The sequence below is a fragment of the Paenibacillus sp. MSJ-34 genome (genome assembly GCF_018918005.1).
Taxonomy (GTDB): Bacteria; Bacillota; Bacilli; order Paenibacillales; family Paenibacillaceae; genus MSJ-34.
Map to the genome: position 1 here is coordinate 37,189 of NZ_JAHLPR010000049.1, position 13,809 is coordinate 50,997.

The 13,809-nt window shown below is 50.0% G+C and carries 8 protein-coding genes; all 8 read right to left on the minus strand.

The features are described from left to right. Positions 1 to 3: 3 nt before the first annotated feature. A complete protein-coding gene (locus KQI79_RS22215; protein WP_216540501.1) occupies positions 4 to 4,203 on the minus strand; it encodes a polysaccharide lyase family 8 super-sandwich domain-containing protein in 4,200 nt (1,399 codons plus the stop codon). A 1,038-nt stretch (positions 4,204 to 5,241) separates the two neighbouring features. After that, a complete protein-coding gene (locus KQI79_RS22220; RefSeq protein WP_216540502.1) occupies positions 5,242 to 6,183 on the minus strand; it encodes a glycoside hydrolase family 43 protein in 942 nt (313 codons plus the stop codon). A gap of 27 nt (positions 6,184 to 6,210) precedes the next feature. Then, a complete protein-coding gene (arfA, locus tag KQI79_RS22225; protein WP_216540503.1) occupies positions 6,211 to 7,713 on the minus strand; it encodes an arabinosylfuranosidase ArfA in 1,503 nt (500 codons plus the stop codon). 29 nt (positions 7,714 to 7,742) lie between these two features. Further along, positions 7,743 to 8,564: a carbohydrate ABC transporter permease gene (locus KQI79_RS22230; protein ID WP_216540504.1), complete on the minus strand. Its 822-nt coding sequence runs from the start codon at positions 8,562 to 8,564 to the stop codon at positions 7,743 to 7,745. Positions 8,565 to 8,576: 12 nt separating this feature from the next. Further along, complete coding sequence (locus KQI79_RS22235; protein ID WP_216540505.1) at positions 8,577 to 9,488, minus strand: carbohydrate ABC transporter permease; 912 nt, start codon at positions 9,486 to 9,488, stop codon at positions 8,577 to 8,579. Between the two features lie 63 nt (positions 9,489 to 9,551). Further along, positions 9,552 to 10,859 (minus strand): ABC transporter substrate-binding protein, encoded by a 1,308-nt coding sequence (locus KQI79_RS22240; RefSeq protein WP_216540506.1) that lies wholly within the window; start codon positions 10,857 to 10,859, stop codon positions 9,552 to 9,554. Between the two features lie 144 nt (positions 10,860 to 11,003). Beyond that, positions 11,004 to 12,041 (minus strand): LacI family DNA-binding transcriptional regulator, encoded by a 1,038-nt coding sequence (locus tag KQI79_RS22245; RefSeq protein WP_216540507.1) that lies wholly within the window; start codon positions 12,039 to 12,041, stop codon positions 11,004 to 11,006. A 278-nt stretch (positions 12,042 to 12,319) separates the two neighbouring features. Continuing rightward, positions 12,320 to 13,198, minus strand: a complete 879-nt coding sequence (locus KQI79_RS22250) for a hypothetical protein (RefSeq protein ID WP_216540508.1) — start codon at positions 13,196 to 13,198, stop codon at positions 12,320 to 12,322. Positions 13,199 to 13,809 lie beyond the last annotated feature (611 nt).

Here is a 13,809-nt window from a genome sequence, read left to right on the forward strand (position 1 = left end):
CTTTTACTCAGCGATCATCGTTTCGGCAAACCATTGCAAATCGTCCGCATCGATGATGCCGTTGCCGTTGATGTCGGCAGCCATGACCTTGTCCCAATCCGGGCTTGCGGCCGTCTTGCCGAAATGGGCGGCGGCCATCGCCAAATCGCCAACCCCGACCTTGCCGTCCCCGTTCAGATCGCCGACGGTATTCGTAAGCGTAATGTGAATGACGCAGGCTGCGGTAAATGCGCCGTCCTCGGTCGTTACCGTCACGCGAACGCGACCCGGTGTCAAAGCGGTTACCGTCGCTTGGCGGCCGTCCGTCTTCAACGCTGCGATATCGCTGCGATCGATCGTCCACACTACATTGGCATTCGTCGCGTTCTCGGGAACGACGGTCGCCTCAAGATTCAGGCTGTCGCCGACGATGAGAGCCGCTTGTTCCTTGCTTAATTGGACGCCCATGACTCGAACCGCTGGCTTCAACGTCACTTCCAAATACGACTTGTAGACGCCGCCTTCATTTTCTTTACTTCTCACTTCCACCGTCAAATCGGTTTCGCCTTGCAGCGCGATGCTTACTTGCCGATCGGCGGCCATCCGCGCTTTGGCATAGGCGGTAATATCAAATTCGCGCCATTGATTCTCGCTGTCGAACGACACTTTCTCGATCAAACTTCCAACTTGAGGCATGTTATTCCAGATGAGCGTATTTTCTGTCCAAGCATTGCTCTCTACCTCGTATGCGCCAACGGTTTCCGTCACTCCGCGGCTGTCGCTCTTTTTGCCGTATACATGCAGCTTCACCGACTCAATTTCTCCGGAAAGTTTGCTCAAGTCGTATTTTAGGAACGTTTTGCGCAAGTAGTCGTTCACGCCGTTTTTCACATTGAGATAGCCAACACCGCCGAAATTCTGGCCCGCTTTGCTGCCGGCATTGACATATGCGTCTTCCGCTACGTAAACGGTGACTTTCTCCTCTTGACCCGGCTCGGCAGGATCGTCCAATTCCGGCGTTTGGCTCGGATCGTATTGGAATTGAATCGTATGGGTTTTGCCAATCGCGCCTTTTGTGTCAATTTCCAATTTGAGATAAGGCGAGGTTTGGATCACGGTAACGGAAGGGTCCTTCGCGATTTCCTTCAATACGGCTTTGCCGAGGTCAAGCGTTACTTTCTCTTGCTTCTGCGTCGGGTCGGAAACGGCGACAGTCAATTGATCGCCTTGTTCCTTGACCATGATCGAAGCAGGTTGATACGCCCGTACAAATGCCGTACGATCCGCTTCCCAGAAGTTGAAGGCGGTCATGCCAAGCTTCTTCTCATGCACGGCATGAACTTTGCTCGTACGGCTCACAATTTCAATATCGGGATGCTCGCTGTATTGCTCGGTCGCTGCCGTATCCTTGTTCGGCAACAGGACATAAGCGTAACCCCCGTTCTGCGGCGCCATGCCGTGATCGAACGCCAAGCTGAGATAATTTCTCGTGATCGGATCGGACGATCCTCCGTTATTGATCTCGCTCCAAGCGCCCGTTCTCGCTTCGCGTTTCCCCGTGATATCGGCTTTGTCCGGGAAATAATACCCGATGTCCGAACCGGCTACATTGCCCTCCAGGTGGGCCCAACCGATCCCTTTCATCGGCTCCTCCCATCCGAGCGCGTCCGATTTCACTTGACCGTCCAACGTAAGCTTATTCGTGCCGCTGTCCGTCAATTGGCGGTTTTCCACGATCGTCTCCACTTTGCGGTTGTCCGTGCTTGCAATGTCCGAGCCTAACGCCACAATCTCATCATCGAACATAAACCACGATTTTTTGCCATGCAGTTTGCTGCCGATGCTTTTATCCAGCGCAAAATTCATCCCTGCCGCGCCGTACTGTCCGTCAATTGACGAACCCCCGACCCAGGTTTTCGCATTGTAATAAGAGGCCCAATCTTTCGGTGCCGGCGCATAGCCGTCCGTTGTGGTTCCCGGCAGGCGGTACATGTCCACCGTCGGCCAATATTGATTGCTGTATTGAGACAAGTCGTTATTGTACAAGGCGGTCATACCGATCCCGGTGTACCAGCCTTTCCGGTTCTCGTTGTTGCCGAATTCAAACGCCGAGATCCGGTCGGAGAACATGCTGAGCCCGAAACCGAAGCCCGGACGCAGGTGAACGACCCGATCCATCGCGGCAAAATTCTGATGCTTCACCAGTTCCCCGCGCGGCTGATTCGCGGCATCGCGCATGATCGCCTTGATCAGATTCATTTCATAGATCGGCATATTGTCGTAATAGTTCGGGAACGTCGTATCGGACAATACCCATTCCTTAATCATGCTCTTGATCTTGACGGCTTCCTCCGCAGGCGCTCCCTCGGCCAAGCGCGCCAACGTCCGAATGATCGCACGGCCCGTCAGGTGATCGGAGTCCGTCTGGCGGGAGATGCTGCGGCCTTTTACCATATCCATCATCGCGCCTTTATAGATTAACGCCTCGAACGAATCGTCCACCCATCGATACACATTGTTCGCGTTCGGATCGTCCAGTTCCCATGGCGATGCGTTGAACAAATACATTAAATCGGCCATACGCCCGATCAATACGCCGCCGTATGCCCCGGTATAAGCAATATTGGTATGCTGAATCAAAGAACCGTCTTCATAGATTCCGTCCCCGCTCTTCGCGTATTGGAATTCCCCGGACATCGCATTCCGGCCTTGTTCGATCTTGGCGCCGTGCTTGCCGACAACGCCGCGCAGCACAACGACCAGCGCTTTATCAAGCAGGTTTGCGCCGGTTTCCGTAACGCCCGCGTTTTGCACTCTTTTCGTCGGGTCAGGCACGAATCGATCGATGACATTCAAGTATTGATCAACTTGTTCTGCCGGCATCTCTTCATACATCAGTACGAGAATGTCCATGAACGCTTGCGGCGTTCCGATCTCCCAATCCCACCAGTTCGGGACGCTGTTCTTGTTTAAGTTATATTGGTACGTATGCATCCATTCCAAAGCTACGAGGATATCGTTCCGCAATTCCCCCTTTTGGTACACAGCGGTACCTTCGGTCGAATAGGCAAGCGCCATATCTTTGATCATGCCGTACGCTTTCGTGATTCGAGCCGAATCGGCGTTCGTCTTGTCGATCACATCATCCCATAGCGCATTCGCATCCGGCGTTTTGTTCATCCGGTCCCAAATCCCCGTGCCCTCGGCATTGGACACTTTCTCCGATAACGACTGAATATAAGCGGCAACATCCGGATCGGACGCATCCATGGAAGATCCGCCAATGAGTTTGTCGTACCATCTCAGTCTTAGCTCGTCATAGCCGGACAGCGTTTCGGATGACTCCACCGTCACATAAGATTGGGCGCTAACGAGACCGTCCGGCGTCGAGACGGTGATGATAGCGGTTCCGTAATCGAGCGCCGTTACCGTTCCGCCTTCTACCGATGCAATCTCCGAATCGGAAGAACTCCACACGACAGGTTGATCCGATGCGTCCTCCGGCGTGAAGATCGGGGTTAACGTCGCGCTTTGGCCTTTTTCCAAGGAGATCATTTTCGGCTCCAGAGACAGTGCGGTTATGCCTTGGCGCGGTTTCAACGTCACGTCGTCAAACCAAGCTGTCCCCGTCCCCGTTTCGAAAAACGGCTCGATTCTCACATATTTCGCTTCGGCCGGAGCCGCCAGCACCGCCTCTTTCAGCGTCCAGTCGTTCGTCCCGGCCAATTTGGCGGTCGAAGGCCCGTCCCCGACTTTTTCGCTCTTCGTGCTGCCGTCCAGGCCGGCGATGCTTTTGTAAAAATTCGTTCTCACAAATACGCCGCCGCTCGACACGACATCCGCCGTTTTGATCTGAGCGCTGAATTCATATGTATTTCCGCCGGCAATCGGCACATCCAAGCTAAGGCCTGTCCGGTCGTCAGCCCCCAGATGCTCGATCTGTACCGCATAGGTTCCGGAATAATAAACGGTATCGGTCACGGACACTCTTCCTTGTCCCTTGGCCAGCCACGCGCCCCATCCTTGCGGCTGAATCCCGTCTACCCAGGATGCGTTCCCCGTGTAGCCGACATTCTCAAATCCCCCGTTAGGAACGAGATTGACTTCCGCTGCGCCCGCTTCCGCCTCCGCCGCATTCGCGAGCCATGCCGGAAACGCCGGCAGCACATTCAACGTCATACAAAAAAGCAAAACAACGGATATTCTTTTGTACAGCGCTTTCAATAAACTTCCTCCTCCCAGCTTGCTGAAATCGTTTTCCAGACTCCTTACCATGATAAATCGGAGGGCGGAGGGTAGAGCAGGGTCAATTTTTGCCTTCCCGTGAATAATTTTGACTTTTGTGCGGGGATGGAGAAAAGGGGGAGGGTTGTGTAGGGTACTTATCATCCGAGCGTTTTTCCATGATAAAAAGGCTCATGACGTTTCCTAGGGTGGCCATGAACCTTTCATACGACAATGATTCTTATCTCGAAGCTGGTTGCTCCTTCATGAGGCGGCCTGATCAAACGCCCCCCTGCTCGCCCGGCTTAACAGAATAGGCTGCCGGCGGGAAAAGCGTGCGATTGGGGTCAATTTCATATGCGCCACCGTTGATGCAGCAGGCTTTTTTGCGCATAAGGGAGTGACCTCCTTGTATTTCGAGGGCGATCGCGCGAACCTACGCTCTTTGTTGGCGCTAACGAAACTGACAATCCTTATTGGGCTCAAAATGAAGACATTCCCAATCTAACGAAAGCACATATCGCTATTCGTAGGAAATCGGTGGTTTTACCGCCTTTCCCCCCTCAATAACGTGTTTCAGTTTCGTTACAATGAACAACAAGGCGATTTACAGGCTATTAGCGTGTTTCAGTTTCGTTAGCACACGATGGGTCGTCCGCCGCAACCAGCTGTGGGGATTGCCGTACTATGGCATTCCCATTTCTTCTACCGCCCTGCTCCCAAGATGACGGACACAGACGCCGCTATTTGTGACAAACCGCCCGATTTCGGACCGTTTGCGGTCAGGCGATCCGCTATTCGCCACAAAAGCGTAAAAATAACCGCTTCATCGAACGAATAACGGAACCAATGTCCGCCTAAACCGCGAATAAGCGTTTTTGAAGCGAAATAACGGCCGTACGGTCCGATCGCAATTCTCGATGCAAGGCCGCTGGTTTCCGACACAATGGGCGGGAGATAGCCGATAGCAAAACATGCCGAACAGTACGGCCCCCTTGCGAAAAAAGAGACAACCGCCCAAGCGATTGTCTCCCATCTCTATTGCGGCATACCGAAGTTAGGGGTGCCGTCCTCATTCCAAGCAATGACCTTCGCCCTTGCATGCCGGTTCGGGTCATACAGCGGATTGCCTTCGATTTCTTTGTAAGGCCGGGCATGGTAGACCATGACGTCCTTCCCGTTCTCTTGCGTGAAGCTGTTATGGCCCGGGCCGTATTGGCCCGCTTCCTCGTTGCTTACAAATACCGGTTGCGGCGTTTTGGACCAAGCTCCCGCATCCATGAGATCGGCTTCTTCGGACACCGTCAATAATCCCATGCAATAATGATGGTCCGTCGCGCTGGCCGAGAAAGCGACGAAAATGTTGCCATTGCGCTTCAGAACGGCCGCCCCTTCGTTGACCCAGAATCCGATTTGTTCCCACGGATGCTCGGGTGTGGCGATCATGACCTCGTTGCCGGCAATCGTCCATGGGTTTACCATTTTATCGATATACAAATTCGAGATATTATTGCGTTTCTCGGCCCAGATCGCATAACGCGTACCGCGATGCTCGAAAGTGGTCATATCGAGTGAAAAGTCCGTAAAGGCTTCGGATGTCGGATTCTCTTTTTGCATGATGCCTTTCTCGATCCAATCTCCTTCGAGCGGATTCTCAGCGGCGCATTCCAAGATGAAGGGGCGGATCTTCCAAATATCCTCTCGCTCCCCGGCGGCAAAATAAATATACCAACGGCCTTCGATATAATGAATCTCCGGCGCCCAAATGTGCAGGGACATCTCGCCGGATTCGCGGCAATGCCATACCGCCTTCTCCTCGGCGTCCGCCAACCCCTGAATGGATGTCGCCCGTCTTATGATAATGCGATTATATTCCGGCACCGATGCCGTGAAATAGTAGAATCCGTCCGTATGGAGATATACCCAAGGATCCGCACGCTGCTCTATCACCAAATTCTTGTACGTTTGTTCTGCTGTCATCGTCTCATCGATCCTCTCTATCATGTTTTAACGCGACATATGAAAACGAATCACATTCCAGGAATAAGGGTCGACAGCGGTCTCGGCACGGCCGCCGTCAACACGCGCCGCTCCGGCTTGGGCCGGCTGAATCTCATCGGGACGATCCGCCGTATTCACGGCATCCAGCCGCTCATGCTTCATCACAATGTGTTCCACGAATTGGCAACCCTCAAAGTCTCGCAAATCCAATTGCAGCAAGAGAGCTTCCTCTCCCCGATTGACCGCGAACACCGTCAGGTCGCCGGATTCCTCGTTGTAGACAACCGCGGAATCGAGGACCGGTACGTCCGTATACGTAGGGGTATCGTATTTCGGACTGTCTACGATGCCTCGAAGCACCGTGCCTCTGCCAAACCGGGAGATGTGCTGGAACGGATAGTAGGTTGGGTTGCGCCACGCCTTGCCTCCCTTTTCCGTTAGAATCAAAGGTTCGGTATTGACTAACAGCGATTGGCAGGCAATTTGGATACGGTCTGCATGACGCAGCAGGCTAAGCGCCGCGGAACCGAATACGAGCGCGTCTTCCATTCGAAATTTTACCCAATCCAGAGGATGCCCGGTTTGCCACGGAACATATTCCACATCGGGCTCGCGCCAAACGTTCCATTCGTCAAACGATAACTTCATCACCTTATTGCTGCGCTTGACTCCTTTCACATAATCGCAGGTTGCAATGACTTCTTCGATTTGTTTTTCCATCTCGATCGGCATGGCCAAGTAAGACGGTGTGTCATTCGCGCGATTGAACACCCCGATATATTGATGAAGCGAGAGCATATCCGCATATTCATACGTATATTCCAGTACGGTTCGATCCCATTCCGGGAAGGTCGGCATATGGCGCGCGGAACTTCCGACCGCAACAAGCTCAATACTCGGATCGATCCATTTCATCACTTTCGCCGTTTCCCGCGCCAATTCTCCGTATTGGGCCGCCGTTTTGCGGGCGATCTGCCACTCCCCGTCGAGTTCATTGCCCAAGCACCATGTTTTGATCTTGTAAGGATCCTTGATGCCATGGGATTTGCGAAGGTCGCTCCATTTGGTTCCGCCTTCGAAATTGCAATATTCCAAAATATTTTTAGCCGCCTCGATGCCTCTTGTCCCCAGATTGATCGTCATAATCGCTTCCGCGTCAATCATGCGGGCCCATTGCATGAACTCGTTCAGGCCGAATTGATTCGTTTCGATCTGTTTCCAGGCCGGATCGACGACGATCGGCCGCTGCTCTTTCGGGCCGATGCCATCCTCCCAATTGTACCCGGAAGTGAAATTCCCGCCGGGATATCGGACGACCGAGAGATTCAATTCCTTCACCAGGTCCATGACATCTTGACGAAACCCGTGCTCGTCGGCGGTCTTATGATCGGGCTCATAAATGCCGTTATAAACAACGCTTCCCATATGCTCGACGAACGATCCGAACATCGTATCGCTCACTTCGCCAATTTGATAATCTTTGCTTACAATAATGGATGCCTTTTTCATCGTTTCTACTCCACTTCATCTATGATGTATTATTTGAGGCCGGAAGTTGCTATCCCCTGTACGAAATACCGCTGCGCCATGGCATACACCAGCATTAACGGAATCAGAGACACCGTTGCCGCAGCCAAGGTGGCCCCGTATTCAATGGTTCTGCCCCCGACGAACATGGCCAGTCCCGCCGACAGCGTTCTCATCTCGGTCGAGCTTGTCAGCATCAGCGGATAGATCAGATCGTTCCAGTTGTTCATGAGCAAGAAGATGCCCAGCGTGACCATGGAAGATTTGCATAACGGCAGCATAATGTGCCAGTAAATTCTGAATTCATTCAACCCGTCCACTCTTCCGGATTCCTCAAGATCCTTCGGCAAGCCTACGAAGAAGGACCGCATTAAGAAAATGCCAAAGGGACTGGCCGCTCGCGGAAGAATCAGGCCCCAATAGGTGTCCAGCATGCCGAACTTGTAGATCTGAACGAACAATGGAATCATCAGCACCTGGAAAGGAATCATCATCAGAATTAACACCAGGGTAAAAAGAACTTTATTCCCTTTAAACTTGATCCGGGCAAACGCATACCCTGCGAGCGAATCGAAAAACACCGACAAAACCATGACGCCTCCGGAAAAAATGACGGTATTTTTCAGAAAATCGAGCAAAGGGATCCGTTCCCAAACTGTAATATATTGCGAGAACGTATAGCTGTCCGCAAAGAAAGTCGGCGGAAACTTGATCAACGACTGTTCGGTCTTAAACGAAGAGATCAAGATCCATAGAAAAGGATGAAGAATAAGGATCAATAACGCGATGGCGATGACGGAACCTACGATTTTTTGCCACGTCGGTCTTTTCATGTTGATAGCCCCCTAATGCATGTCCGTTGTTTCTTTGCTTTGGAAATAGCGATTCATCGCAAGCGTAACGATCATGATCACAATCAAGGTCATCACGGAAATAGCCGACGCGTAGCCGAGATCGTACGGCGCCGTCTGGAAGCCGCTCTTGTAAATGTAGGTCACCAGGGTTTCGGTTTTGCCCATTGGCCCGCCTTGCGTGGTCACGAAGATTTGGTCGAATACTTGCAAGGCCATAATCGTTGCCGTAACAACGCTGAATCCGAGTGCGGGAATAATCGACGGGATCGTAATGTTGAAAAATTGCCGAAACTTCCCTGCCCCGTCCAATTCGGCGGCTTCGTAATACGATCCGGGGATTGTCTGAATGGCAGCGACGAGAATGACCATGGTATAACCGAAGTTACGCCACACCGTCATGAAGATGACCGCAGGCATCGCCAGATTCGGATCCCGCAGAAATCCCAAGCGGGGGAATCCGAGCTGGGTCAAATAATGCGTGTATAACCCGATCTGCGGATCCAACAAGAACGACCACATGATCCCGATGGCCGTCAACGAACAAACAAACGGCAGAAATAAAGCGGATCGAAAAAATTTACGGAGCCGAGTGTTGCGCGAGACGAATACGGCAGCCACTAGAGACAGAGCAATTTGGAAAGGCACTTCCAGAACCGTAAAATAAGCCGTATTAAATAAAGCGCCCCAAAACTTGCTGTCGCCCAGCATGCGCTGAAAATGAGCGAGACCGATAAAGTCCGCGGACTGCATAAAGACGTCCATACGGAGCGTGCTGATCGCAATCGTCGATATCAGCGGAATGAGCATAAAGATGAACAAAATAAGCATGGCAGGAGCAATAAACAAGTACGCGGCCCGTTCCGGCTTATTCAACAATGACGCGGTTTTCACATTTGATTTCATACGTTTCACCTGCTGACTTCTCGGGGCCAAGCCAACGAGTCCGTCAGCTCGGCCGCCCCTGGTTTATTGTTCGGATTTCAGCAATTCGTCGATGGTATCCGATGCTTTCTTAAGGGATTCCTCCACGTTCGCTCCATTCTCCACCGCTTCGATGAGCAGCAGGAGCACTTCATTGTTAATACGGTCTGCGCTAATTAACCCTTGCAAGAACGGACCTGCCGCGTCGCCCATATCGGCCATCGTCGATATAATCGGATTCGACTTCACCTCGGGATCCTCGACGACCGATTTCAAGTAAGGAGGAAATCCGTTGCTAATCGACCACTTCTTCGCGATTTCCGGAGAGTTCCAATAGTTGATAAAATCATAGACCGCGGCTTTCTCCGCTTCCGATGTCCCTTTCGGCACGCCGAAGCCGATCCCGTCCAGTTGCGTAAATTGCGTCGCCGAACCTGCAGGGGGCAACGCAATGCCGAAATCGATGGAACCGCTTTGCAAGGCCGGCACCATCCATGGCCCGTTCATATACATCGCCATCTGCCCGCTTTGCATCATCTTCTCTAAATCCGCACTGGACGAACCCACCGGACTCACTTTTTTATTAACCACCAGATCTTGCAGCCATGAGAAGGTTTCCAAGTTTTCCGGCGAATACAATGTCGATGTTCGAGTCGCGTCGTCCACGACCGATCCTCCGTTGCCAATGATCAGAGAAGCGTAATATGGCGCCACTCCGCTCACAGGCAACCCTAAGCCGTATTGGTTCTTGGACGGGTCGGTTAATTTCTCGGCATAATCCGCCAATTCTTGCAAGGTGGCAGGGGCTTTGTCAGGATCCAATCCCGCATCCTTGAACATTTGCTTGTTCCAGAATAAGTAGAGCCCGTTCATTTGCATCGGAAGCAGGTAGGGTTGTCCATCCTTCGCCCCGAGCTCGAGCGCCCCGTTCACATAATCGTCGCGGTTGGCGCCTGTCGTATCGAAGAAATCGCTTATGTTTTGAAACGAGCCGTTCTGAATAAACGGAGTGGCCGCACCGCCGATTACAGCGACAAAGCTGGGCGCGGTATCGGTGGATATCGCGACCGGAAGCTTCTGATTGAGTTGAGCCCACGGCATCACATCCATTTTGATTTCAACCTTGCCTTTATTGGCTTCGTTATAGTCGTTCACAATCTGCTGCAGCAGTTCCCCGTCCGGACCTGTGAATCCGTTCCAGAAGGATAGCGTGATTTTCCCGGATGAGGATTCCGAACCGTTGCCGCTTGAGTCGGTTTTCCCGTTGCCGCATGCCGATAACACGATAAGTAAAATGGCCAAGCTCATTGATAAGAAAATGCGTACTTTTTGTTGCCGCAAATGATGTAACATTCGTTTCCCTCCAAAATGGTTAGTTATCACCGGAATTCGCTTACTGGACCGCCAAACTTCAACTTCACGTCGGAAGATCACCACCTCCTGCATTGGTGAACGCTTTTCTTTTAAATCGATTTAAATTTTGTTTAAAAAAATTTCTTATACTTTTACATGCGATGTACTGGATTCGCGAACGACGATCTCGGCAGGGATCGTCGTTTGTTTCGCGCCGACCTCTTGCCCCGTTAACAAAAGGATCATCTTGGTAGCGGCGACTCGGCCGATTTCACGCAACGACTGATGAATCGTTGTTAAAGCCGGCGTCGTCATCGAAGCCATCTCCATATTATCGCAACCGACCATTGCTACATCTTCCGGAATTCGGATCCCGGCCGCATGCAGCGCTTTCATCGCGCCGATGGCCATGCGATCGTTGCCCGAGAAGAGGCCGTCAAAGGAAACGCCGCGCTTCAGCAATTCCCGGATGGCAGCCGCCCCGGATTCCATGGTGTAATCGCCGGTGACGACCAAGGAAGGATCATACAGCACTTTATAGTCTTCAAGCGCTTTCTTATACCCTTCCAGCCGGTCTATGCTAACCTGGTATTCCAGAGGCCCTGTAATATGGGCGACGTTCCTTCTGCCTGCTTGCAGCAGATGTTCGGTCGCCAGGTAGGCGCCGCCGAAGTCGTCGCGTTCGACGGTGATGACGTCGTTATGATGCCATCTTCCCAAGTAAACCACCGGAAAACCCGATTCGACAATCCGGGAGATATTGCTGTCATTGATCGATGCGGGCCATAAAATAATGCCGTCCGCACGCCGGTTCATCATGATTTTATCATAGGCGGCTTGTTCGTCTTGTTCCGTTGGCGCGGTGGAGACCATTAAGTAAAATCCGTTCTGAACGAGCACCTCCGTGACCCCTTCGAGGAGCTCTACGAAATACGGATGCGAAAATGCGTTGTGCGGCGTATTGGGAAAGATTAATGCGATCGTTTCCGCTTTCTTCGCCCGCAAACTTCTTCCGATCTCGTTCGGAACATAGTTTAACCGGCGAGCCGCTTCTTCTACCATTTGTCTTGTTTTCACGTTCACTCTAGGATCGCCGGCAAGCGCCAATGAAGCGGTTGCAGGGGAAACGCCAACAATTTTGGCCAAATCCTTCAGCGTGAGACTTCCTTTTTTCATAGACATTCCAAGGCACCCTTTATCATTTAAATCGATTTAATTAAACCAATAATAATACGTTTACATTGTTTCGTCAATAGGGATTTTCAATGTTACGATCGCGTACCGGGAGAGATCCCAGTGACGTACCTGTGTTTAGCGCTAGACTTTTCCTTTTCATGACACCTAGCCGATCCGAACATCTTCATTTCTGTGTAAAACAGCTGGCTTTTTCAAATTTGAGCAATCATGGAACAGGCCATAATCTTTCGAGAGCAAGATTATGACCTGTTTAAACATTTTAATTATTGATTTTCATAAATCCACCCTTTTACAGCCACTCCAGAGTTATCACTTGGATTTTTTACTTTAAGGTAAACCCCACTAGGTGGCTTATTCGTGTTTGACAATGTTAAAACTTGATAGAATGACTCCTTCGCATATTCTGGTAGTTCTGGATAGTATCCAGTTTTGATGCTTTCTCCCAACACATCATCACTAAATAGACCCTTTTTTACAACTTGATATACAGCAGTAACCGAATCCTGAAAACCAGGTTTGTACTGATATCCCGATATGCCTATTTTAAGATCGGTCATATCAAACTTATCACTGTATGTTTTACCACCTTTGGATAGCCATTCATCATAAGAACCCAGGTAAACTGATGCTTGGGGCGATATCATACCATCATTCATTATTTGGGAAGTATTACGATGTGAAAATCTTTCTGATTCTATTTTTTTTCTAACTAGATCACTCATCGTCTCTTGACCATCGAGCAACAATTTCCACTCCCCATCTTTTTTAATAACCGGGAGTAAAACTCTGTTAACCTCGTTATTCTCTTTGCGAATCAATTTCAAAGTTACAGTGAATGAAGAGTCAGAATTAGAAACAATACTTTCTAAAGAAGCATTTGAAAATGGATCTGTACTTATAGCCTCCTGATACTGCTCGATTTGTTCGTTGATCGATTCGAACCTAGTGTCAATTACCCAATTCACAGCTTCAGTAACATCACCCATTTGAATTGCATTAATGTAGTTGTTTACAGACTGCTTTGCCATTTCTTCTTCATTCACTGAATTCGCATTTACAGCGGCCGGGAATACGGAGAGAAACATTAAAGGTATGATGATGAATGTCGTTTTTATTCTTCCAAAAAACATTGAAATTTGCATTATAATTTTCATCCTCTCTTTTTTAATTAATTTCACCCAAGTAGTCCATGATCAAGTCTACAACCTGCCCTCCTTACCAAATTAGTTAAAATAGCGACTAAGTATACTCTATTCACATTGGTAATCCCTCCCTTTTATAAATTCTCCTAAATAATAACATATTTACCTATGAAAATCCACAATATACCATAGTATGTAAAACACTCGAAATTATAAATCCAACTGTAATGAATCATTGTTCTTTCCGGTTCATCTTCGGTCAAGGATTAAACCAAGCAATATTTATAAAGATATTTGATATAATGAATTCAAAGCACATTTGACTGTTAAATAAAGGAGAGTCTAATGTATGAGCAAAATGTCAAACGGGAAATTAGAAAGACTTGCGGTTAACGCTATCAACGCAGAAGCAGATAAACCCTCCTCTTACCTTATTAAGCTTCTCGGAATTCACATTCCGTTGCAGACTCTAGCTTCCTAGCTAGGGTCTTCTATTGTTTCACCCCCAAACATGGGGTGCGAACAAACATTCCTCTTGACTTTTCAAAATCACCCCAATAATCGCCGAGAAGGCTTTTTTTATTTCTAATGAATTGGGTGATTTTCATGAA

Excerpts from the sequence above, each read along its gene's own strand:
- KQI79_RS22235 (WP_216540505.1), bottom strand. The coding sequence starts at position 9,488 with ATGAAATCAAATGTGAAAACCGCGTCATTGTTGAATAAGCCGGAACGG.
- arfA (WP_216540503.1), bottom strand. The coding sequence starts at position 7,713 with ATGAAAAAGGCATCCATTATTGTAAGCAAAGATTATCAAATTGGCGAA.
- KQI79_RS22240 (WP_216540506.1), bottom strand. The coding sequence starts at position 10,859 with ATGTTACATCATTTGCGGCAACAAAAAGTACGCATTTTCTTATCAATG.
- KQI79_RS22245 (WP_216540507.1), bottom strand. The coding sequence starts at position 12,041 with ATGTCTATGAAAAAAGGAAGTCTCACGCTGAAGGATTTGGCCAAAATT.
- KQI79_RS22220 (WP_216540502.1), bottom strand. The coding sequence starts at position 6,183 with ATGACAGCAGAACAAACGTACAAGAATTTGGTGATAGAGCAGCGTGCG.
- KQI79_RS22250 (WP_216540508.1), bottom strand. The coding sequence starts at position 13,198 with ATGCAAATTTCAATGTTTTTTGGAAGAATAAAAACGACATTCATCATC.
- KQI79_RS22230 (WP_216540504.1), bottom strand. The coding sequence starts at position 8,564 with ATGAAAAGACCGACGTGGCAAAAAATCGTAGGTTCCGTCATCGCCATC.